At 55.0% G+C, this 20,729-nt stretch carries 24 protein-coding genes; all 24 read left to right on the forward strand.

Going from position 1 to position 20,729, the window contains the following annotated elements:
- Window positions 1–13 precede the first annotated feature (13 nt).
- The 24 genes from sleB (at window position 14) to NFU03_RS02235 (ending at window position 20,726) form a co-directional block, all read left to right on the forward strand.
- Complete coding sequence (gene sleB / locus NFU03_RS02120) at window positions 14–805, forward strand: spore cortex-lytic enzyme (RefSeq protein ID WP_251635701.1); 792 nt, start codon at window positions 14–16, stop codon at window positions 803–805.
- A 52-nt stretch (window positions 806–857) separates the two neighbouring features.
- Window positions 858–2,144 carry a PepSY1/2 domain-containing protein gene (locus NFU03_RS02125; protein ID WP_251635703.1) on the forward strand — a complete coding sequence of 429 codons (1,287 nt, stop codon included), beginning with the start codon at window positions 858–860 and terminating at the stop codon, window positions 2,142–2,144.
- Between the two features lie 69 nt (window positions 2,145–2,213).
- Window positions 2,214–2,849 carry a flagellar brake protein gene (locus NFU03_RS02130; protein WP_251635704.1) on the forward strand — a complete coding sequence of 212 codons (636 nt, stop codon included), beginning with the start codon at window positions 2,214–2,216 and terminating at the stop codon, window positions 2,847–2,849.
- 79 nt (window positions 2,850–2,928) lie between these two features.
- Entirely contained in the window at window positions 2,929–3,606 is a 678-nt protein-coding gene (gene cmk / locus NFU03_RS02135; RefSeq protein ID WP_251635707.1) for a (d)CMP kinase, read from the forward strand.
- Window positions 3,603–4,184 (forward strand): lysophospholipid acyltransferase family protein, encoded by a 582-nt coding sequence (locus NFU03_RS02140; protein WP_251635709.1) that lies wholly within the window; start codon window positions 3,603–3,605, stop codon window positions 4,182–4,184. Before cmk ends, NFU03_RS02140 begins: the two co-directional genes overlap by 4 nt.
- A gap of 78 nt (window positions 4,185–4,262) precedes the next feature.
- Window positions 4,263–5,402 (forward strand): 30S ribosomal protein S1, encoded by a 1,140-nt coding sequence (rpsA, locus tag NFU03_RS02145; RefSeq protein ID WP_251635711.1) that lies wholly within the window; start codon window positions 4,263–4,265, stop codon window positions 5,400–5,402.
- 112 nt (window positions 5,403–5,514) lie between these two features.
- The gene (gene der / locus NFU03_RS02150; protein ID WP_251635713.1) at window positions 5,515–6,825 is read left to right on the forward strand and encodes a ribosome biogenesis GTPase Der; all 1,311 of its coding nucleotides are present in this window, start codon (window positions 5,515–5,517) and stop codon (window positions 6,823–6,825) included.
- A gap of 26 nt (window positions 6,826–6,851) precedes the next feature.
- Complete coding sequence (locus NFU03_RS02155) at window positions 6,852–7,868, forward strand: NAD(P)H-dependent glycerol-3-phosphate dehydrogenase (protein ID WP_251635715.1); 1,017 nt, start codon at window positions 6,852–6,854, stop codon at window positions 7,866–7,868.
- Between the two features lie 37 nt (window positions 7,869–7,905).
- On the forward strand, window positions 7,906–8,109 hold the full coding sequence (locus NFU03_RS02160; RefSeq protein ID WP_251635718.1) for a DUF2768 domain-containing protein: 204 nt from the start codon (window positions 7,906–7,908) through the stop codon (window positions 8,107–8,109).
- A 4-nt stretch (window positions 8,110–8,113) separates the two neighbouring features.
- Window positions 8,114–8,833: a hypothetical protein gene (locus NFU03_RS02165; protein WP_251635720.1), complete on the forward strand. Its 720-nt coding sequence runs from the start codon at window positions 8,114–8,116 to the stop codon at window positions 8,831–8,833.
- 80 nt (window positions 8,834–8,913) lie between these two features.
- Window positions 8,914–10,392 carry a stage IV sporulation protein A gene (gene spoIVA / locus NFU03_RS02170; RefSeq protein ID WP_251635722.1) on the forward strand — a complete coding sequence of 493 codons (1,479 nt, stop codon included), beginning with the start codon at window positions 8,914–8,916 and terminating at the stop codon, window positions 10,390–10,392.
- A 160-nt stretch (window positions 10,393–10,552) separates the two neighbouring features.
- The gene (locus NFU03_RS02175) at window positions 10,553–10,825 is read left to right on the forward strand and encodes an HU family DNA-binding protein (RefSeq protein ID WP_040286736.1); all 273 of its coding nucleotides are present in this window, start codon (window positions 10,553–10,555) and stop codon (window positions 10,823–10,825) included.
- A gap of 156 nt (window positions 10,826–10,981) precedes the next feature.
- On the forward strand, window positions 10,982–11,545 hold the full coding sequence (gene folE, locus NFU03_RS02180; RefSeq protein ID WP_251635725.1) for a GTP cyclohydrolase I FolE: 564 nt from the start codon (window positions 10,982–10,984) through the stop codon (window positions 11,543–11,545).
- A 72-nt stretch (window positions 11,546–11,617) separates the two neighbouring features.
- Window positions 11,618–11,839 (forward strand): trp RNA-binding attenuation protein MtrB, encoded by a 222-nt coding sequence (gene mtrB / locus NFU03_RS02185; protein WP_251636212.1) that lies wholly within the window; start codon window positions 11,618–11,620, stop codon window positions 11,837–11,839.
- Window positions 11,840–11,890: 51 nt separating this feature from the next.
- Window positions 11,891–12,610 (forward strand): heptaprenyl diphosphate synthase component 1, encoded by a 720-nt coding sequence (locus NFU03_RS02190; protein WP_251635727.1) that lies wholly within the window; start codon window positions 11,891–11,893, stop codon window positions 12,608–12,610.
- Window positions 12,611–12,632: 22 nt separating this feature from the next.
- Window positions 12,633–13,328 carry a demethylmenaquinone methyltransferase gene (locus NFU03_RS02195; protein WP_251635729.1) on the forward strand — a complete coding sequence of 232 codons (696 nt, stop codon included), beginning with the start codon at window positions 12,633–12,635 and terminating at the stop codon, window positions 13,326–13,328.
- 29 nt (window positions 13,329–13,357) lie between these two features.
- A complete protein-coding gene (locus tag NFU03_RS02200) occupies window positions 13,358–14,332 on the forward strand; it encodes a polyprenyl synthetase family protein (protein WP_251635731.1) in 975 nt (324 codons plus the stop codon).
- Window positions 14,333–14,431: 99 nt separating this feature from the next.
- Window positions 14,432–14,878, forward strand: a complete 447-nt coding sequence (ndk, locus tag NFU03_RS02205; RefSeq protein WP_251635732.1) for a nucleoside-diphosphate kinase — start codon at window positions 14,432–14,434, stop codon at window positions 14,876–14,878.
- Window positions 14,879–14,955: 77 nt separating this feature from the next.
- The gene (locus tag NFU03_RS02210; RefSeq protein WP_251635735.1) at window positions 14,956–15,726 is read left to right on the forward strand and encodes a CheR family methyltransferase; all 771 of its coding nucleotides are present in this window, start codon (window positions 14,956–14,958) and stop codon (window positions 15,724–15,726) included.
- 115 nt (window positions 15,727–15,841) lie between these two features.
- Entirely contained in the window at window positions 15,842–17,023 is a 1,182-nt protein-coding gene (gene aroC, locus NFU03_RS02215) for a chorismate synthase (protein WP_251635737.1), read from the forward strand.
- Window positions 17,024–17,025: 2 nt separating this feature from the next.
- The gene (gene aroB, locus NFU03_RS02220; RefSeq protein ID WP_251635739.1) at window positions 17,026–18,132 is read left to right on the forward strand and encodes a 3-dehydroquinate synthase; all 1,107 of its coding nucleotides are present in this window, start codon (window positions 17,026–17,028) and stop codon (window positions 18,130–18,132) included.
- The gene (gene aroH / locus NFU03_RS02225) at window positions 18,129–18,497 is read left to right on the forward strand and encodes a chorismate mutase (RefSeq protein WP_251635741.1); all 369 of its coding nucleotides are present in this window, start codon (window positions 18,129–18,131) and stop codon (window positions 18,495–18,497) included. Before aroB ends, aroH begins: the two co-directional genes overlap by 4 nt.
- Before the next feature lie 19 nt (window positions 18,498–18,516).
- Window positions 18,517–19,617, forward strand: a complete 1,101-nt coding sequence (hisC, locus tag NFU03_RS02230; RefSeq protein WP_251635743.1) for a histidinol-phosphate transaminase — start codon at window positions 18,517–18,519, stop codon at window positions 19,615–19,617.
- Window positions 19,614–20,726 carry a prephenate dehydrogenase gene (locus tag NFU03_RS02235; protein ID WP_251635745.1) on the forward strand — a complete coding sequence of 371 codons (1,113 nt, stop codon included), beginning with the start codon at window positions 19,614–19,616 and terminating at the stop codon, window positions 20,724–20,726. The genes hisC and NFU03_RS02235 overlap by 4 nt, the downstream gene beginning before the upstream one ends.
- The last annotated feature ends 3 nt before the right edge of the window (window positions 20,727–20,729 follow it).

The following is a 20,729-nucleotide window of genomic DNA, read 5'->3' on the forward strand; positions in this document are numbered from 1 at the left end:
TGGAGGAAGCGATATGAAAAAAAGGCTGCGCGCGCTCATGTGCGGTGCGGTGCTGCTGGCTGTCCTGCAATTGGCATTCAGCCAGGACACCCATGCATTTACGGAACGGGGGCTTTCGAAAGGGACAAAAGGCGATGATGTGATCGAACTGCAGGCACGGCTCCAATACATCGGATTTTTCAACGGCAAGATCGACGGGGTCTTCGGCTACCAGACTTACTGGGCGCTGCGTGAATTCCAGGAGAAGTACGGCCTTCCTGTCGACGGGATTGCCGGAAGTGCAACGAAGAAAAAACTGACCGGCGTCTCCTCCTATGACAAACAGTTCGTCATGGACAACCTCCGCAAAGGGAAGCAGTTCACCCACTATGGGGGCAAGCCACTCTCGAGCCAGGTGAAAGGCGGCGGTTCGTCAGCAGGCAGCAAGAAAACCCAGATGCCTGCGAAATACAGTGAAGATGACCTCAAACTGCTTGCTAACGCAGTGTACGGGGAATCGCGCGGAGAGCCGTACGAGGGGCAGGTGGCTGTAGCGGCTGTCATCCTGAACCGTATCGAGCATCCGGACTTCCCGAATACGGTCGGTGGCGTCATTTTCCAGCCGGGCGCATTCACTGCCGTATCGGACGGCCAGATCTGGCTGACGCCGAACGAGCGGGCGAAGGAAGCCGTCATCGATGCGATGAACGGATGGGATCCTTCCGAAAACGCCATCTATTATTTCAATCCGGTGACCGCAACGAGCAAATGGATCTGGTCGCGCCCGCAAATCAAGAAAATCGGGATGCATATATTCTGCGACTGACCGGTCTTTCAGGGAAACACATTCACAAGGAAAGCAGGTGTTCCGTAAAATCATGAAAAAGTTCGTATTTCTTGCTCTGTTTGCGGTCTTTTCATTAGGCGTCTATGCATACTCCGTGTCTGTCCAGAACAAAGAGATGCAGAACGCCCTGTCGATCCAATATGCGAAAAACATCTCGGATGCTTCCGCGAAACTGCAGGAACTCGATGTCGCAGTGAAAAAGACACTGCTGTTCAACGAAGGGGAAGGGGACTTGCGGGCAAGGGAAGACGTCTGGCGGCTGTCCTCGGATATCCAGCAGTCCGTATCATCACTGCCGCTCGACCCGAAGTTCTCCACTGTCTGGATGAATTATCTTAGCAGGCTCGGGAAATTCGCGAAGGAAGCATCCGAACAGGCGGAGCCGCGCGAGTTCCATGCGGTGATGGACAAAGCCTCGAAGAACCTTGTAAGCCTTTCGGACGAATGGTCCGTCGCCACAGCGGATATGGCCAGCGGCAACCTGTCGATGGCTGAGTGGCAGCAGCGTCTGAACAGCGAGAAAGCTTCGTTCGACTGGAACGGACTCAGCACTTCCGTCCAGCAGTATACGGAGACAGTGTTTCCACTGACGGCAAGTGAGTCCGACTCTCTTAAGAAGAAGGAACTGCGGGATATCCAGGAGCCTGCTGTGACAAAGGAGCAGGCGCTCGACAGGTTCAAAAAGCTGTTCCCGGACGTCTCGAACCAAGTCATCGATCTCACCCCGAGCAAACCGGGCTCCCCTTATCCGTTCTATCATATCCGGTTTGCAGATCAGGAATCCGTCGGCTACATCGACATCACGGAAAGAGGGGGACATGTCCTGTCCTTCTTGACCGAACGTCCGGCAGGTAAAGGGACGATGGACGTCAGCCATGTCCGGGAATCTGCGGAGACCTTCCTGAAAAATGCCGGTTATACTGATGTTGTATTTGAAGAAGTCCGGGAGAACGATACCGCCTTCCACTTTGTCTACACCCGTCAGGAACCCATCCACAAGGCGAAGGTCCTCTCCGATACGATACAGGTGAAAGTCTCGAAGGAAGACGGGAGGATCCTCGGTGTCAACGCAGCGGAATACATCCGTAAGGAAACACTGGACGATCAGCCGATGGTACCGATCGACTGGCAGACGTTCTTCCACAAGAAGGTCACTGTGCAAAAGGAGGAACTCGTCTTTGCCGAGAACCAGCAGGGCAGGCAGCGGCTCGCTTATGCACTGACGGTCACGCTCCATGAGAATGGCACGACGGGCACATACAAAGTGCTGGTGGATACCGAAACGAAAGAAGTGCTCCACACGGAAAAACAAATGTAGCCCAAGCAGTTGGAAAATCACAGGAACCGTGCCATAATGACTATATGAACTAAGACAGGTGGCGGTACTGTGAAACTGAAAATAGGGACATCGGTTACGATCGATAAGGATTTTACTTCAGAAGGCGAAAAATACAAAAGCCGGATCGTCGATATCGAACACGACTGCATCATGATCGACTATCCGACCAATATGGAAACAGGCAGGACCGCATTCTTCCTCGACGGGACGCAGCTCCTCGTCTCATTCGTCGATGACATGAAGATGGCTTACGTTTTCCGTACAGAGGTGCTGGGCCGCCTGAACCGCGGCATTCCGATGCTGCAGCTCATGTATCCCGGCGACTCGGAACTCATCAAGATCCAGCGCCGGGAGTTCGTCCGGGTGGATACTCCGCTTGATGTAGCCGTGAACAAGGACGGGAAGGTGTTCCAGCTCGTCGCGGAAGATATCAGCGCCGGCGGCATGGCAGTCAACCTTGCGCAGGCTGCGCTCGAGCAGGACGATATCGTCGAGGTGACGATCGTCCTTCCATTCAAGAACAATTCGATCACGTATGTACGCGTGAACGCCCGGGTGATCCGTATTTGGGAGAAGGACGGCAGGGGGATCGCTTCGCTGCAGTTCGATCAGATCGACCCGGAATCCCGGCAGCAAGTGATCCGGCTATGCTTCGAGCGCCAGCTGAAAAAAAGGAACGAGTAGGGAAAGGTCTTGCAGGTTAAGACTTTTTCCTTTTCGCTGTGGTACAATGTGTTCGAATTGAGTACGGGGGTAGAGGACGATGACAAAAGGAATTCAAATTGCAATCGACGGGCCGGCGGCTGCCGGTAAAAGTACAATTGCGCGGATGACCGCGGAAAAACTGGGCTATACCTATATTGACACCGGGGCGATGTACCGTGCGCTGACATACTGCGCACTGGAAGGGCATATAGATATCTATGACGACGAAGCCCTTTCGCGGCTGCTCGATGAGCTGACGATCGATCTGCTCCCTTCTCCACAGGGGCAGCTTGTTAAGGTCGACGGCACCGACGTCTCCGATGCGATCCGCTCCCAGGAAGTGACAGCGAGCGTCTCGGCCGTGGCTGCACAGCCTGAAGTGAGGAGGCGGATGGCAGAGCAGCAGCGCAGGCTGGCGAGCTCATCCGGCGTAGTCATGGACGGACGGGACATCGGGACAGCCGTTCTGCCGGAAGCCGAACTGAAGATCTTCATGACCGCTTCCGTGGAAGAGCGGGCGGAACGGCGGTATGCCGAAAACGTCCGGAGAGGGATATCATCCACCATGGAAGAGCTTTGCGAAGACATCCGCAGACGCGATAAGGCGGACACGGAGCGCGAGGCGTCCCCGTTACAGCAAGCAGCGGATGCAGTGTTCATCGATACGACTTCGATGTCCATCGGGCAAGTGGCGGACACGATCATCCGGCATGCAGAGGAGAGGATGGGCCAATGAACCTTTATCCGCTTGGAAAAGCGCTTTGTACTGCTATATTGAAGCCGCTCTACCGCATCCAGGTGATCGGCCGGGAGAATTTCCCGGACGACACAGGGGTCCTTCTTTGCTCCAACCATATCGACAACCTGGACCCGCCTGTTGTCGGATTGACTGCACCGCGGCCTGTCCACTTCATGGCGAAGGAAGAGCTGTTCCAGCAGCCTGTCCTGAAATCGGTCCTGCCGAATGTCAATGCGTTTCCGGTTAAACGGGGCCTGAGCGACCGCCAGGCGATCCGCAAAGCACTTGAATTGCTGCGGACCGGGCAGGTGGTCGGAATGTTTCCTGAAGGAACGAGGAGTAAAACCGGGAAATTAGGGAAAGGATTAACAGGAGCAGGTTTCTTCGCTCTGAAAGGCGATGCAATGGTGATGCCGTGTGCGATCATCGGTCCGTACAGGCCCTTCCGGAAACTGAAGGTCGTTTACGGGAAACCGATCGATATGGCCCCTTACCGCGAGCGGAAAGCCTCCGCAGAAGAAGCGACCGAAGCCATCATGGCGGCGATCCAGGAGCTGCTCGAAAAAAATCGCTGACAAACAAGTTCAATTTTTTGTTTTTATGGGTATATTCCAATACTATAAAGATATGATCATTATGGAGGAGGACTACATATGACTGAAGAGATGAATGTAGAAGCAATGGGCAGTTATAACGAAGGGGACCGCGTGACAGGAAAAGTCACGAAGATCGAAGACAAATCCGTGACAGTGGAAATTCCGGGAGCACCGTTCGACGGCGTGATCCCGATCAGCGAACTGTCCAGCCTTCACATCGAAACGGCATCCGATGCAGTGAAGGAAGGCGACGAGCTTGAGCTTTCGATCATCAAGGTCGAAGACGACGCCTACGTGCTGTCGAAGCGAAAGATCGATGCGGAAGACGCATGGGACACGCTCGAAGAGAAGTTCAATAATGCAGAGACGATCACGACGGAAGTGAAGGATGTCGTAAAAGGCGGTCTCGTCGTTGACCTCGGTGTCCGCGGTTTCATCCCGGCATCACTCGTCGAAGATCACTTCGTCGAATCGTTCGAGGATTACAAAGGCCGCACGATGGACTTCAAGATCGTCGAGATGGACAAGGAAAAGAACCGTCTGATCCTTTCCCACCGCGCAGTCATCCAGGAAGAGAAATCTTCCAAGAAGGATGAAGTGCTTGCTGGGCTTGAAGAAGGACAGGTGCTCGACGGCACCGTGCAGCGTATCGCGTCATTCGGTGCGTTCGTCGACCTCGGCGGTGTAGACGGCCTCGTCCACATCTCCCAGATCGCACACGGGCATGTCGAGAAAGTGACCGATGTCCTGAAGGAAGGCGACAAAGTGCAGGTGAAAGTACTGTCCGTCGACCGCGACGCGGAACGCATCAGCCTGTCGATCAAGGAAACGCTTGCGGGCCCATGGGAAAGCATCGAAGAGAAAGCGCCGAAAGGTTCTGTCCTTGAAGGCACAGTGAAACGCCTCGTTTCCTACGGAGCTTTCGTGGAAGTGTTCCCGGGCGTGGAAGGTCTCGTACACATCTCCCGCATTTCCCACCAGCATATCGGGACGCCGGACGAAGTCCTTTCGGAAGGCCAGACAGTCGAAGTGAAAGTGCTCGATGTCAACCCGGTGGAAAAACGTCTCTCCCTCAGCATCAAGGACTTGACGGAAAAAGAGGAAGAGTCGTACGAAGACTACGAAATGCCGGAAGAACCATCTGGATTCTCGATCAGCGATGTCATCGGGGACCAGCTGAAAAAGTTCTCCGAATAACCCAGTTCGTAAACCTGTAACAGATGAATCGGAAGAGATGGCTCTTTTAGGAGCGCCATCTCTTTTTTTTGTGTATAATATGCAGAAGATAGCGTGGAAGGATGTATGATGAATGAGTAAACCAACAGTAGCCATCGTCGGGCGGCCAAACGTCGGCAAATCGACGATATTCAACCGGATTGTCGGAGAACGGATCTCCATCGTGGAAGATGTGTCCGGTGTCACGAGGGACAGGATCTACAGCTCAGCGGACTGGCTGACACACGACTTCAATCTGATCGACACAGGCGGAATCGATATCGGCGATGAGCCATTCCTGGAACAGATCCGGGCGCAGGCTGAAATTGCGATCGAAGAAGCAGACGTCATCATCTTCCTGACGAATGGCCGGGAAGGCGTGACGAATGGCGATGAACAAGTGGCGAAAATCCTATATAAGACGAAAAAGCCGGTCGTGCTTGCCGTCAACAAAATCGACAACCCGGAAATGCGGGAAATGATCTACGATTTCTATTCACTCGGTTTCGGCGACCCGCATCCGATCTCCGGCTCCCACGGCCTCGGTCTCGGTGATCTGCTGGACAGCGTCGCTGCAAGCTTCCCAGAACCTGCCGCCGAAGAAGTGGAAGAGGATGTCATCCGGTTCTCGCTGATCGGCCGGCCGAACGTCGGGAAATCTTCACTCGTCAACGCCCTCCTCGGTGAAGACCGGGTCATCGTCAGCGACGTGGCCGGTACGACGACGGATGCCATCGACTCCCTCTATGAGTACGAAGGCCAGAAATTCCGGATCATCGATACAGCAGGCATGCGGAAAAAAGGGAAAGTGTATGAGAATACGGAAAAATACAGCGTTCTGCGCGCGTTGAAAGCGATCGACCGGTCGGACGTCGTGCTGATCGTCCTGAACGGGGAAGAAGGCATCCGGGAACAGGACAAGCGCATTGCGGGCTATGCCGAGGAAGCCGGAAAAGGTGTCCTTTTCGTCGTCAACAAGTGGGATGCTCTCGAGAAGGATGACAAAACGATGAACCGTTTCACGGAAGATATCCGCAAGAACTTCCTCTTTCTCGACTATGCACCGATTGCGTATGTGTCGGCGAAAACAAAGCAGCGGGTCAAAACGCTGTTCGATTTCATCATCACGATCAGTGAAAACCATTCCATGCGCATCCAGTCGAGCGTCCTGAACGAAGTGGTCGAAGACGCAGTGGCGCGTAACCCTGCACCTGCGGACAAAGGGAAGCGGCTGCGCATCTATTACACGACCCAAGTGGCTGTCAGACCGCCTGCTTTCGTCGTATTCGTCAACGATACGGAACTGATGCACTTCTCCTATGAACGCTTCCTGCAGAACCGTCTTCGGGAGTCGTTCGGCTTCGAAGGAACGCCAATTAGGATCATCACACGGGCCCGCAGCTGACGGACCGCCAGAAAGGATGAATACCTGTGACAAACGTTTCTGTAATCGGTGCAGGAAGCTGGGGGACCGCTCTCGCGTTCGTCCTCGCTGAAAACGGCCACGACTGCCTGATTTGGGGCAGACGGCAAGAACAGACCGATGAAATCAATGAATCCCATACGAATACTGCATACTTGGCCGGCTGCCGGCTCCCTGCGGCGCTGCGTGCAACGTCCGATCTGGAAGCAGCAGTCCGCCATGCAAAGATCCTGATCGTCGCAATCCCGACGAAAGGCATCCGGGAAATCGCCCGGGAGCTGGACGGACTGATCGACCGGCCCGCCATCCTCGTCCACGTCTCCAAGGGGATCGAACCGGATACACAGAAAAGGATCACGGAAATGCTGGCAGAGGAAATCAGGCCGGCCGCCCGGGAAGCGCTCGTCGTGCTGTCAGGACCTTCCCACGCGGAAGAAGTCGTCCTTCGTCACCCGACAACCGTGACGGTCGCGTCGGAAAACGCCGCAGCAGCGGAAGAAGTCCAAAATCTGTTCATGAACTCCTATTTCCGTGTCTATACAAACGAAGATGTACTCGGTGTTGAGCTTGGCGGGGCACTGAAAAATGTCATTGCACTCGCTGCCGGTATTACCGATGGACTGGAATACGGCGATAATGCCAAAGCCGCGCTCATCACCCGGGGCCTGGCTGAAATTTCACGTCTCGGTGTCAAAATGGGAGCGAGCCCTGCCACATTCGCCGGGCTCGCAGGCATGGGCGATCTGATCGTCACTGCGAACAGTGTCCACTCGAGGAACTGGCGGGCAGGCAATATGCTCGGCAAAGGGCAGACGCTCGAGGAAGTGACGGAAGGCATGGGAATGGTCATTGAAGGGGTGCGCACAACAAAGGCCGCCCACCAGCTGGCCGCCCGCTACGGGGTCTCCATGCCGCTGACAGAAGCGCTGTATTCAGTGCTGTTCGAGGACCACGCCCCGCGCGAGGCCGTCGACTGGCTCATGAACCGCGACAAGAAAAAAGAGACGGACAGCTCCGGCAGCTGACTGTCCGGTATTTTATGATTGGAAGGAATGACTCGCTTTGTCCCCGTTGGATAAAATGTGGCTATCGTTCTACGCAATGGGTTGCATGGTGATCTCCATGGGACTCATCCACCTTAGCCGTACGAAAATAAAGAACAAGATCCTGCGTATTGTATTTGCGGTCATCGCATACGCACTGCTCATCTTCTCGTTTGTCGCGATGATCTACCTGGTCTTCAACGGACCGGGGGGAGGGGCGTGAGCCGATGAAACGTATACTTATGCTGCCGCTCGCTGCAGCCGTCTCCCTGCTGCTCTCCGGCTGCCTGTACCCGCAGGACGAACTGGAGAGCAAGCAGACCCCGTATGAAGACCAGCTGGAAATGGTCCAGAAAGCGGTCGATACGTACCAGACGGAAACAGACGGGCTGCTGCCCATCAAGACCCGCGACCAGGGAACCGACCCGTACATCAAGTACCCGATCGAATTCTCGAAGATCGTCCCTTCCCTGACAGAGAAGATCCCGTCGAACGCCTACGAACAGGGCGGTATCTATCAGTATGTCCTCATGGACGTCGAAGAGGATCCTACGGTAAAACTCGTCGATCTGCGAGTGGCGGAACGGATCCGGGAACTCATCCTCCGAAAAACGGTGAACGGTGTCCTGCCGTTCAAGGACGCCATCCAGGAAGGCGCGAACGTCTATGAAATCGACTTTAAGAAAATGGGGCTCGAAAAGCCGCTCACTGTCGAAAGTCCGTACTCGGATGCTCATCTGCCGCTGGTTGTCGGCGGGGACGGCAATTTCTATATCGACTACTCGATCGACCTGGCCCGAATCCTCGAACGGGACAAACCGGATGTGAAGCCCGGTGAGGACATCCGTCATCTGCTGGCGGACCGGTATCCGATCCTCCCGGCCTACTCCCTGCCCTACACGGTGGATGAAAACAATGAAGTCATTTTCCTGAAATCGTCCAACTGAGCAAAAACGTTTCGTGCCCCATGCATGAAACGTTTTTTGTTTTCATAAACTACTATGCGTAGAAAAGGAGGACGATGGAAATGAAAGAAGAACTATATGAAAACTTGGCCAGACGGACAGATGGCGACATTTACATTGGAGTGGTCGGTCCTGTCCGGGTTGGTAAATCCACTTTTGTCAAGCGGGTCATGGAAGAGGTCGTAATCCCGAATATGAGCGAACAGGCTGACCGGACACGCGCGCAAGACGAACTGCCGCAAAGTTCACCAGGCCCGATCATCATGACGGCGGAACCGAAATTCGTCCCGGCACAGGGCACCAGTGTATCCGTAGGTGATGGGGAACTGACATTCCAGATCCGTCTCGCAGACTGCGTCGGCTATGTCATCGACGGCGTCAAGGGTTACGAGGATGAGGACGGGCCGAAATACGTCCACACGCCTTGGCACAACGAACCGATCCCGTTTGAAGAAGCCGCAAGGATCGGTACCGACAAAGTCATCCGTGATCATTCCACGATCGGGATCTTGCTGACGACGGACGGGACAGTGAATAATATTCCGCGTGCAGCGGCGGAAAGCGCGGAGACGGAAATCGTCTCGAAGCTGAAAGAGATCGGCAAGCCGTTCGTGATCGTACTGAACTCCAAGATGCCGGCGCACGAGAAGACCGTCCAGCTTAGGCAGCAGCTGCATGAGGAACACGGCGTCCCGGTCATCGCCATCAGTGCGGATCAGCTGAACGCACAGGAGATCCAGCTCATCCTGAAAGAAGCGCTCTATGAATTCCCGATCACGCAGATCGATCTGCAAAAGCCCGATTGGATGGATGTACTCGGACCGGAGCATATGCTCAATTCGCAGATCGACGAAATCATCAGCGGCGGGTTCCTGGAGGCGTCGAAGATCCGCAAAGTGCAGCAGCTTGCAGAACGGCTGAACGAAGAGGAGTATATCAAGAGCGCGGACGTCATCGAAGTGGATGCAGGCAAAGGGAAAGCGACGCTCGACCTCCAGATCACGGAAGAGACATACTTAGCGGTCTGTGAGTCGTTCATCGACGGGGAGATGAAAACGAAAAAGGACTGGCTGCTGTTCATCAAGGACGCCGTCAAAGCCAGAAAATCGTATGACATGTTCGCCGAAGCGATCGACACGGCGAAGAAAGACGGTTACGGAGTGGCACTGCCGACGATCGCCGACTTCGAGCCGACCCAGCCGGAACTCATCAAACAGGACTCCTTCTACGGAGTGCGCATGAAAGCGACCGCACCTGCCCTGCATGTGATCCGTATCGACATGGAGGCGGAATTCGCGCCGCTGATCGGTTCCGAATTCCACAGCCACCACTTGCTGAAGGAGCTGAAGAACGCCTATCTGCACGATCGGGACGCCCTCTGGGAGACCCAGCTGTTCGGCACGCCATTGCACGAAGTAATGAAAGAGAGCATCCGTTTCAAGACGTCTTCCGTGCCGACGAGCGCACGCAGAAGACTGCGTGAAACGATAGAGAAAATGGTTAATGAAGGAAATAAAGGGATGGTGACATTCATCGTCTGACTCCGAAAGATCCGTCTCCAGCGGGTCTTTTTTCTGTTTTCGGAAGTGTCCGGAACCCGCCGCAGCCACAATATTGTTGCACCTCAGAATCGGTTATGTTACTCTTTTTACAGTATTACAGAGCTTTAGCAGACCCTTTCTTTGAGAGGAGGTGAACGGGATGAACAAAACTGAATTGATCAACTCCGTAGCAGAGGCGGCAGGTCTTTCGAAGAAAGACGCAACAAAAGCTGTTGAAACTGTCTTCGAAACAATCCAAGACGCTCTTGCAAAAGGCGAAAAGGTGCAATTGATCGGCTTCGGTAACTTCGAAGTGCGCGAGCGCGCTGCTCGTAAAGGCCGTAACCCTCAATCAGGAGAAGAAATTGAAATCGCAGCGAGCAAAGTACCTGCATTCAAAGCGGGGAAAGCATTGAAAGATGCTGTAAAGTGAGTTCAATTACATAGAAGCCCGTCAGATGTCCATCGCGGATAAGCTGGCGGGCTTCTTTCCGGTTTACTGCCGAAACAAGAACAGTCAGCTGTACTGAAAGTAGGGAGTATGCTACTATTTTGAAGGACTAGATGTGCATCAGAGGAGGTTCTGGCGATGGAAGAAAGCAATCTCAGGAAAATAGAACAGGCCGTCACGATGATCTTGGAAGCGATCGGCGAAGACCCTGCACGGGAAGGGCTTCTCGAGACACCGAAGCGGGTTGCCAAAATGTACGCGGAAGTGTTTTCAGGCATCGGGGAGGACCCGAGGGAATACTTCAAGACGGTTTTCCACGAACAGTATGACGAAATGGTGCTCGTGAAAGACATTCCGTTCTACTCGATGTGCGAACACCACCTCGTCCCGTTCTTCGGTAATGCCCATATCGCCTACATCCCGAGGAACGGCGAAGTCGCAGGCCTGAGCAAACTTGCCCGGGCTGTTGAATCTGCTGCAAAGCGGCCGCAGCTGCAGGAGCGGATCACGGCCACCATCGCCGATGCGATGATGGAAATGCTTAAGCCGCTAGGTGTATATGTCATCGTGGAAGCGGAGCATATGTGCATGACGATGCGCGGAGTCAAGAAACCGGGTTCGAAGACAGTGACGACCGCCGCACGGGGAATATACGAGCATGACGACGTCAGACGGTCCGAAATCCTGTCGCTCGTAAAGTAGGCCGAGGTCTTTTGCGATACGCCGTTTACCTGTGATATGATAGGTGGGATATGAATGACAGGAGAGAAGACCATGACTTCGCCGGACTATATAATCATCAAAGCCAAAGAAGACGGCGTCAGCGTGATCGGGCTGACCCGCGGCAACGATACGAAATTCCATCACACAGAGAAACTGGACTGCGGCGAAGTGATGATTGCCCAATTCACAGAGCATACATCCGCTATGAAAATCCGCGGCAGTGCAGAGATCACCACTGCCCACGGTGTTGTCTCCAGTGAAGAGAGAGCATAATCGCAATCTGCATCGCGCATTCAACGGATGCCTTGGATCGGAGAAACGGTGATGAACAAACAAGAAGTGACAGCAATTATCGAAAATTATATGAAGTCGCTGCAGGAAGTCCTGCGCGAACCGACACTGAACAGGGAGATCACGGACTTCCCGGTCGACGCGGACAAGGCATTCTACCTGCTGCTGCCGCTGCTTAATGAGAACAGGGAATTCAGCGGGAGGCTCCGCGGAGTGACCCTGTCCATCGGCGCTATCCAGGCCGCCCTGGACATCCACGACCGGATCCACCGCACCGAGGCGACGTCACCGGTACAGCAGCTGACCGTCCTTGCGGGTGACCATTTCAGCGGCATCCACTACCGCATCCTTGCGGAAACCGGGGAATTCGCGCTGATCCGCGAACTATCGAAGACAATCGCGCACATCAACGAACAGAAGACTGCGCTGCAGAACGACACCCGCCTGACAGCCGAACGACTCGTGGAACGGATGACGGTCATCGAGACGGCATGCATCTCCACATTCTATTCGCTGTACGGGTTCGGCAGCTACCGGAAGCTGGCCGAGTACGCGCTTACATATATCCGGCTGAACGAGATGACCGACCCGGCTGCCGTACAAGCATTCGACATCGACGGCGCGGTTCTCCGTCAGGCGATCGACCTGCAGCGGGAAGGCCTGCGGCAGGAGCTGCAGCGGGCGGACGGGCTGCTTGAAGTGCTGAAGGAAACAGCGGCGCAGCGCCTTGGCGCATTCGATTCACTAAGCTGACAAACGGAAAGAGGGGATCCCTGTGGGTCAAACAAAAGAAGAAAAAGTCCATTCCGTATTTCAATCGATTTCAAGCGATTACGATAAGATGAATTCCGTGATCAGCTTCAATATGCACAAAAGCTGGCGCTCGGATATCATGAAGCGGATGGACGTCAAACCGGGTTCTGCGGCTTTGGACGTCTGCTGCGGAACAGCGGACTGGACGATTGCACTCGCGAATGCAGTCGGCACCAAGGGCAGTGTGACCGGGCTCGATTTCAGCAGTGCGATGCTTTCATCGGCTGCGCCGAAAACCGAGGCGTATCCGAATATTACGCTCGTCCAGGGGAACGCCATGGAACTTCCGTTTGAAGACAACACGTTTGACGTTGTGACGATCGGTTTCGGCCTGCGCAATGTCCCTGACTACGAAAAGGTGCTGAGTGAACTGTACCGCGTTGTCAAACCCGGCGGCATCGCTGCATGCCTGGAAACGTCCCAGTCGCTCATTCCGGGGTACCGCCAGGCATTCCGGTTCTACTTCCACTACGTCATGCCTGTCTTCGGAAAATTGTTCGCGAAAAGCTACAATGAGTACTCATGGCTCCAGGAATCAGCAGACGATTTCCCGGACAGGGAGAAACTGGCGCATATGTTCAAGGATGCAGGGTTCGTGAGGGTCGATTACCGGCCGTACAGCGGCGGCGTCGCAGCAGGGCATATCGCTATCAAATAATATTATGCAGGCGGGAGAAGGGAATCACTTTGGAAAAATTGAAGGCGATGGCATTGTATACCGATTTCCGGAAGGAACTCATCCATATCGAGAAAGAGCTAGAGAATGCCGTTCAGTCGGATTCTCCGCTGATTCAGCAGGCATCCATGCATCTGCTGAGGGCTGGGGGTAAGAGGATCCGTCCGATTTTCGTATTCCTTTCTTCCAAATTCGGTACATACTCCATGGAACAGACAGCGAAAGTGGCTGTCTCGCTGGAGCTTGTCCATATGGCTTCCCTCGTCCACGATGACGTGATCGACAATTCGGATATGAGAAGGAGCCGTAAGACGGTGAAGGCAAAATGGGACAACCGGATCGCCATGTATACGGGCGATTTCATCTTCTCCCGTGCACTGACCTCAATCGGGGAAATCGAAATGGCGCCTGTCCATCGGCTGCTTGCCGATACGATGCTCGAAATCTGCAAAGGTGAAATCATCCAGTTCGATTACCAGAGAAGGACCAACCAGTCGTTCCGCGATTACTTGCGGCGCATCAAACGGAAGACGGCGCTCTTACTTTCCTCGAGCTGTGAACTCGGCGCCCTCATCTCGGATGCGGATCCGGCCGTCGTGCGCACGCTCCGCAACTTCGGCTATTATGCAGGCATGGCCTTCCAGATTGTCGATGACATCCTCGATTTCACTTCATCGGACAAGCAGCTCGGCAAACCGGCGGGCTCCGACCTGCTGAATGGCCATATGACGCTGCCGATCTTATACATACGGAACGAGCCGGATTTCCAGCCCTATCTGACGAAGTCCTTCGACGGGACACTGACGGAGAAAGAGCGCACAGCGATGCTCCGGTATGTGCGTAAGAGCGGCGCCATCGAAAAAGCACAGGAGATCAGTGACCTATACTTGCAGAAAGCGGCAGAGGAAATCAGCCGGCTGCCTGAGAGTGAAGCGAAACGTGCTTTCGAACAGATTGCGGAATTCCTCGGCAAACGGACCTACTGAGTACGCCGGAGGAAAGAAAAAATTGAAAGATCGTATCGTGTTTGGTACTATTCAGTAGGGGCATCCCTGATTTGTTATGATAAGGAGAGGTTTTGAATTATGGAAAAGACATTTTTAATGGTCAAGCCTGATGGCGTCCAGCGCGGACTTATCGGTGAAATCGTAAACCGTTTCGAAAGCAAAGGCTTCCAGCTCGTAGGCGGGAAACTGATGCAGATCACTCAGGAACTTGCTGAGCAGCACTACGGCGAGCACAAGGAACGTCCTTTCTTCGGAGAACTTACAGAGTTCATCACATCCGGTCCTGTTTTCGCAATGGTCTGGGAAGGCGAGAACGTCATCGCGACAGCACGTCTGATGATGGGCGCAACAAACCCGAAAGACTCGGCACCGGGAACGATCCGCGGCGACTTCGCAGTCACTGTCGGCAAGAACATCATCCATGGTTCGGATTCACCTGAATCCGCTGAACGTGAAATCGGCCTGTTCTTCAAAGAAGAGGAACTGACTTCTTACAGCAAAGATATCAACAGCTGGATCAACTGAAACCTTACAAAAGCAGCCTAGCGGTTTCCGCCGGCTGTTTTTGTTATACATAACAGCAAGAGGACGGAGGCGGTACAGTGTCGGATTACACGCAGTTCATAGACAATGTGAAGAAGAAGACGGGCATCGACTTATCACTCTATAAGGAAGCGCAGATGAAACGCCGGCTGACTTCTTTGTATGAGAAACGCAAATGCCGTGATTTCACGGAATACTTCGAACTGATCCGCAGTGACCGTTCGATGATGGACGAGTTCCTGGACCGGATGACCATCAACGTCTCCGAGTTCTACAGGAACGGACAGCGGTGGGAAGTGCTCGATAAAAAGATCATCCCCCAGCTGCTGAAACAGTCGAAAACACTGAAATGCTGGAGTGCTGCCTGCTCGACAGGTGAAGAGCCGTATTCGATGTCGATGGTGCTGTCGAATCATATGCCGCTCCGTGAGGTTTCCATCCTCGCAACCGATCTGGATCAGGGCGTCATTGAAAAAGCGAAAGTCGGCCTGTACCCGGACCGTTCGCTGAAAGAAGTGCCGGCTGACGTGAAAAAGAAATACTTCACGCAAGAAGGCCAGTTTTACCAAGTGAAGGAAGAAGTGAAACGGTCGGTAACGTTCAAAAAGCACAATCTCCTGGAGGACAGCTATGGGAGCGGCTTCGACCTGATCGTCTGCCGGAATGTGATGATCTATTTCACGGAGGAAGCGAAGGACCAGATCTATTCGAATTTCGCAAAAGCCCTGAAGCCGGGCGGCATCCTGTTCGTCGGCAGCACCGAGCAGATCTTCAGCCCGGACCGGTATGGGCTGGAGTCCGAAGATACGTTCTTTTATAAGAAATTATGAAAAATCCGGACTTTTCCGGATTTTTTCGTTTAAACGTGTAGTCAACGTTCAGGGAGTTTGGTAAAGTGCTATCAATGGTCATCTTACCGAGATGGCCAAAAGGGGGATATAACTGATGAGAGTATTGACAGCTGGTGAATCACACGGCCCTGAACTGACAGCGATCATCGAGGGGATGCCGGCACAGCTGCCGCTGACCGCCGAGATGATCACAACGGAACTTGCACGCCGTCAGGGCGGCCATGGCCGAGGCCGGAGGATGCAGATCGAAAAGGACCAAGTTGTCATCTCTTCGGGCGTGCGTCACGGAAAAACACTCGGTTCGCCGATTACACTTACAGTCGTCAATGATGACTGGAAACACTGGACATCCATCATGGGCATCGAGCCGCTCGGCAGCGACATCCGTCCTGAGGATATCAAACGGCAGATCACCCGGCCGCGTCCTGGGCATGCAGACCTTGTCGGCGGCATCAAATTCGGGCATCGGGATCTGCGCAATGTCCTCGAGCGTTCATCCGCAAGGGAGACGACGATGCGGGTGGCGGCAGGAGCGGTCGCCAAACAGTTTCTGAAGGAACTGGGCATCGTGACGGCCGCCCACGTCATCGAAATCGGCGGAATCACTGCAGATCCTGAAACGATCACGGCACTGTCCGCAGACCAGATCCTGGCGCGGGTGGAGAAAGACCCTGTCTACTGCGCGGACCCGGCCGTCTCGCCTGCAATGGTGGAAGCAATCGATGATGCGAAAGGACGCGGGGACACGCTCGGCGGAGTCGTGGAAGTCGTCATCGAGGGTTGTCCTCCCGGGATGGGCAGCTATGCGCAGTTCGACCGCAAACTGGATGGCCGTCTCGCCGCAGCCATGATGTCCATCAACGCCTTCAAGGGAGTGGAATTCGGCATCGGGTTCGAGATGGCGAAACGTTTTGGCAGTGAGGTGCACGACGAGATTGCCTGGTCAGCGGAACGGGGCTACTACAGGAAGACTAATCGTCTCGGCGGCTTGGAAGGCGGTATGTCGACCGGCATGCCGATCATCATCCGCGGCGTCATGAAGCCGATCCCGACACTGTACAAGCCGCTGGAGAGCGTCGATATCGATACGAAAGAGCCATTCACCGCGACGATCGAACGATCCGATCCTTGTGCCGTTCCTGCCGCTTCCGTCGTTGCCGAGCATGTCATCGCGACTGAGCTCGCCAAAGTGATCATCGAAGAGTTCCGGTCATTTGAAATGGAAGGGCTGAAACAGGACGTCGAGCAATACAGACGTTATGCAAAGGAGTTTTGAGGATGGAGCAGATCACGGTCGTAACAGGCGGATCATCCTACCCGGTCCATATCGGGGAGGATGTCTACCGGCTGTTTTCTGAAGAATACAAAGAATTGCTGCTGCAGGCGGACAAAATTGCGGTGTTTGCGGACGGGACTGCTGCCGGGCTTCATGCGGACGTGCTGATGACGGCGCTGGAACGGGCAGGCGTCCGCCCGCTCATCCACCTGCTGCCTTCAGGGGAGGCGAGCAAAACGGCGGACAGCTTCATCGCCTGCCAGTCATTCCTCCTGCTGCACGGATTCACCAGGAACTCACTGCTGATCGCATTCGGGGGCGGGGCCTGCGGGGATCTGACAGGATTTGTAGCAGCGACCTTCATGAGAGGGATCCCTTTCCTCCAGTGTCCGACGACGATACTCGCCCACGACAGTGCAGTCGGCGGGAAAACGGCCATCAATATGCCGGAAGGTAAAAATATGGTCGGCGCATTCCATCAGCCGGCAGGTGTCCTGTTCGAGTCCCGGCTGTTCGCGACACTGCCCGAACGGGAGGTACGTTCCGGAATGGCGGAGCTGCTGAAGCATGCGATGATCTCCGATGCAGCATGGGCGGATGCCCTGCTTTCAGACATGAGGTTCCCGCACTTGCCGCCGGCCGAACTCGACAGGGAATTGATGAAAGGCATCCAGGTGAAAGCGGCGATTGTCGGGGCGGATGAGTTCGAACAGGGGACGCGGAAGTTCCTGAATTTCGGACATACGCTCGGCCATGCGGCAGAAGCTTATTTCGGATACGGGGCGGTCAGCCACGGCGAATGTGTGATGATCGGGATGGCGTACAGCATGCTCCTCAGTGAAACGTTCGGTGGGGTCCGGCCGGAGGAGACCGACCGTTTCATCGGGTCTGCGGTCCGTTCAGGCTACCCTCTGGAACGCCTGCTCGACGTGCCGTTCGGTCCGCTTCTCGATTTCATGAGGAAAGACAAGAAGGCGGTGCACGGTGAAATCATCTTCGTCCTGCTCGAACACACAGGAAGGCCGTTCACCCAGCCGGTACCGGAATCGGTCCTAGCATCCGCATACAGTGAACTGGCTACACGAATCAGAAAGGGGCTGCAGTCATGACAGTAAGAGGAGTCCGCGGTGCGACGACAGTGACCTGTGATGAACAGGGTCTCGTGCTGGACGCGACGGAACAATTGGTGAAGACGATGGCGCGTGAAAACAACCTGGCGGCGGAGGATATCGTGTCTGTCCTCATCTCGACAACAACGGACGTGCAGTCGGCATTTCCGGCCAAAGCCGTCCGGTCGATCGTCGGCTGGACGTATGTGCCGGTCATGTGCATGCATGAAATGGACGTGGCGGGCGGCATGCCGTTCTGCATCCGCGTGCTGATGCATGCCAACACCGGCAAGTCGCAGCAGGAAATCACGCACATCTATTTGAACGACGCCGTGAAACTGAGACCGGATCTAGCCGGTCAATAACGTATCGAGGAGGATACCGATGAATTGGAAACCAGCCCTATCCGCCATGAAGCCCTACAAGCCGGGACGGTCAGCGGAAGACGTGCAGAAAGAATACGGAATCCCGAAAATCGAAAAGCTTGCATCCAACGAAAACCCCTACGGCTGTGCGCCGTCCGTGCGTAATTACCTGGAGAACGCGCACATCCAGTACGAAATCTACCCGGAGACCGGAACCCCGCCGCTTCGCACGGCACTTGCCGGTCTTACCGGAGTGGAGGAGTCGGCCATCATCCTCGGCAACGGCTCGGATGATCTGATCACCATCATATCCCGCGCCCTGCTGGCTCCAGGGACGAGCACGATCATGCCGGTCCCGACATTCCCCCAATACGCCCATAACGCGCGCATCGAAGGAGCGGAAGTCCGTGAAATCCCGCTGGAAGACGGGGTCTATGCACTTGATCGCTTCTTGGAGGCGATCGACGATACGACTGCCGTCATCTGGATCTGCACACCGAACAATCCGACAGGCGGTCTGCTGCCTTCAGTAGAGTTCCGGGAGTTCCTGGAGAAAGTGCCGTCCGGAATACTGGTCGTTGCCGATGAAGCGTATTTCGAGTACATAACCGACAGTTCGTACGAGAACCCCGTCGGCTGGCTTTCCCGTTTCCCGAACCTGATCATCCTCCGTACGTTCTCGAAAGCGTACGGACTTGCCGCTTTCCGGCTCGGCTACGGTATCTCCTCGCCAGCCGTCATTGCCCAATTGACCAAAGTGCGCAATCCGTTCAATACGAATTCGCTTGCGCTTGCTGCTGCCGGGCGTGCACTCGAAGACCAGGATTTCATCGCGCACTGCAGGCAGGAAAATGCCGTGCAGCGGACTCGCTTCCGGCAGTTTGCAGCGGCACATAAGCTGCGCATCCTCCCTTCCGAAGCCAATTTCGTCCTGCTGGAAGTACCGATGGATGCAGATGAAGCAGCCGATCTGCTTATGCAGCGCGGCTATATCATCCGCAGCGGCAATCTGCTCGGCACCCCGGGCTGGCTCCGGGTCACAGTCGGTACGGCAACGCAGAATGACGGCTTCTTCTCAGCACTGGCAGCGATCCTGGAGGAAAGAGGGCACACAGGATGACACAACATGTCGCCATCATCGGTCTCGGACTGATCGGAGGATCGCTGTCACTGGCGCTGAAACGGCGTCCGGATGTCGTCATCACCGGATTCGACCGTTCCTACAAGGCGGCGGATGAAGCGTACCGGCGGGGGATCATAGATGCCGTCGCACCGTCCGCTGCAGCTGCCGCAAGGGAAGCGGATTTCGTCATCTTCGCAGTGCCGGTGGCCGCTGCCGTCTCGCTGCTGCGCGAAGCGCCTGAGTGGGGGATGAAAGAATCGGTCATAGTCACGGATACAGGGAGCACGAAGCAGCCGATCATGCAGGCTGCAGCGCCCCTGCTCGAAAAAGGGGTGACTTTCATCGGCGGTCATCCGATGGCAGGTTCCCATAAGAGCGGCATCTCCGCTGCGATCGGTCATCTGTTTGAAAATGCTTATTATATTTTGACACCGCCCCCGGGCTGCAGCCGGGAAGAACTCGATAAACTCGAGACGCTCCTTGGAGTGGCACAGGCGAAACTGGCGGTCCTCGATGCCGAAGAACACGACAGCATGACGGCCGTCGTCAGCCATTTCCCGCATATCATCGCTTCTTCCCTCGTCAATCTGCTGGCTGACGAAGAGGAACGCAGACCGTTCATCAGACGGCTTGCCGCGGGCGGTTTCAGGGACCTCACCCGGATCGCTTCCGCCGATCCTGTCATGTGGCGGGATATCACGATGCAGAACAAGGACGAGCTGACAGCCCAGCTCGACCGCTGGACCGCTGAAATGCAGCGTGTCCGTAATTTGCTTCAGGACAGTGATCCCGCGGCGGTCGAACAATTTTTCGACCAGGCGAAGCAATTCAGGGACCAGCTGCCGACAGTGTCCCGGGATACTGCACAAGGTGCGCTCTATATGCCGTTCGATCTCCATATCGATGTGCCTGACCACCCGGGGGTCATTTCCGAGATCACCCGTATACTGGCTGCGCACGAAATCAGCCTGACGAATATCCGTATCGTGGAAACCCGCACGGACGTTTACGGTATTCTCGTCGTCAGCTTCCGTTCTGCAAATGAAAGGGACACGGCGGCACATGTGCTCGGACGGGAAACGGACTATTCCATGCAAATACTTTGACGG

This window comes from Sporosarcina sp. NCCP-2716, assembly GCF_023707985.1.
Taxonomy (GTDB): Bacteria; Bacillota; Bacilli; order Bacillales_A; family Planococcaceae; genus Sporosarcina.

Bases quoted from the DNA above. Each gene is read 5' to 3' on its own strand.
- sleB (WP_251635701.1), top strand. From the start codon at position 14: ATGAAAAAAAGGCTGCGCGCGCTCATGTGCGGTGCGGTGCTGCTGGCT.
- NFU03_RS02125 (WP_251635703.1), top strand. From the start codon at position 858: ATGAAAAAGTTCGTATTTCTTGCTCTGTTTGCGGTCTTTTCATTAGGC.
- cmk (WP_251635707.1), top strand. From the start codon at position 2,929: ATGACAAAAGGAATTCAAATTGCAATCGACGGGCCGGCGGCTGCCGGT.
- NFU03_RS02140 (WP_251635709.1), top strand. From the start codon at position 3,603: ATGAACCTTTATCCGCTTGGAAAAGCGCTTTGTACTGCTATATTGAAG.
- rpsA (WP_251635711.1), top strand. From the start codon at position 4,263: ATGACTGAAGAGATGAATGTAGAAGCAATGGGCAGTTATAACGAAGGG.
- der (WP_251635713.1), top strand. From the start codon at position 5,515: ATGAGTAAACCAACAGTAGCCATCGTCGGGCGGCCAAACGTCGGCAAA.
- NFU03_RS02165 (WP_251635720.1), top strand. From the start codon at position 8,114: ATGAAACGTATACTTATGCTGCCGCTCGCTGCAGCCGTCTCCCTGCTG.
- spoIVA (WP_251635722.1), top strand. From the start codon at position 8,914: ATGAAAGAAGAACTATATGAAAACTTGGCCAGACGGACAGATGGCGAC.
- NFU03_RS02175 (WP_040286736.1), top strand. From the start codon at position 10,553: ATGAACAAAACTGAATTGATCAACTCCGTAGCAGAGGCGGCAGGTCTT.
- folE (WP_251635725.1), top strand. From the start codon at position 10,982: ATGGAAGAAAGCAATCTCAGGAAAATAGAACAGGCCGTCACGATGATC.
- mtrB (WP_251636212.1), top strand. From the start codon at position 11,618: ATGACTTCGCCGGACTATATAATCATCAAAGCCAAAGAAGACGGCGTC.
- NFU03_RS02190 (WP_251635727.1), top strand. From the start codon at position 11,891: ATGAACAAACAAGAAGTGACAGCAATTATCGAAAATTATATGAAGTCG.
- ndk (WP_251635732.1), top strand. From the start codon at position 14,432: ATGGAAAAGACATTTTTAATGGTCAAGCCTGATGGCGTCCAGCGCGGA.
- aroC (WP_251635737.1), top strand. From the start codon at position 15,842: ATGAGAGTATTGACAGCTGGTGAATCACACGGCCCTGAACTGACAGCG.
- aroB (WP_251635739.1), top strand. From the start codon at position 17,026: ATGGAGCAGATCACGGTCGTAACAGGCGGATCATCCTACCCGGTCCAT.
- aroH (WP_251635741.1), top strand. From the start codon at position 18,129: ATGACAGTAAGAGGAGTCCGCGGTGCGACGACAGTGACCTGTGATGAA.
- hisC (WP_251635743.1), top strand. From the start codon at position 18,517: ATGAATTGGAAACCAGCCCTATCCGCCATGAAGCCCTACAAGCCGGGA.
- NFU03_RS02235 (WP_251635745.1), top strand. From the start codon at position 19,614: ATGACACAACATGTCGCCATCATCGGTCTCGGACTGATCGGAGGATCG.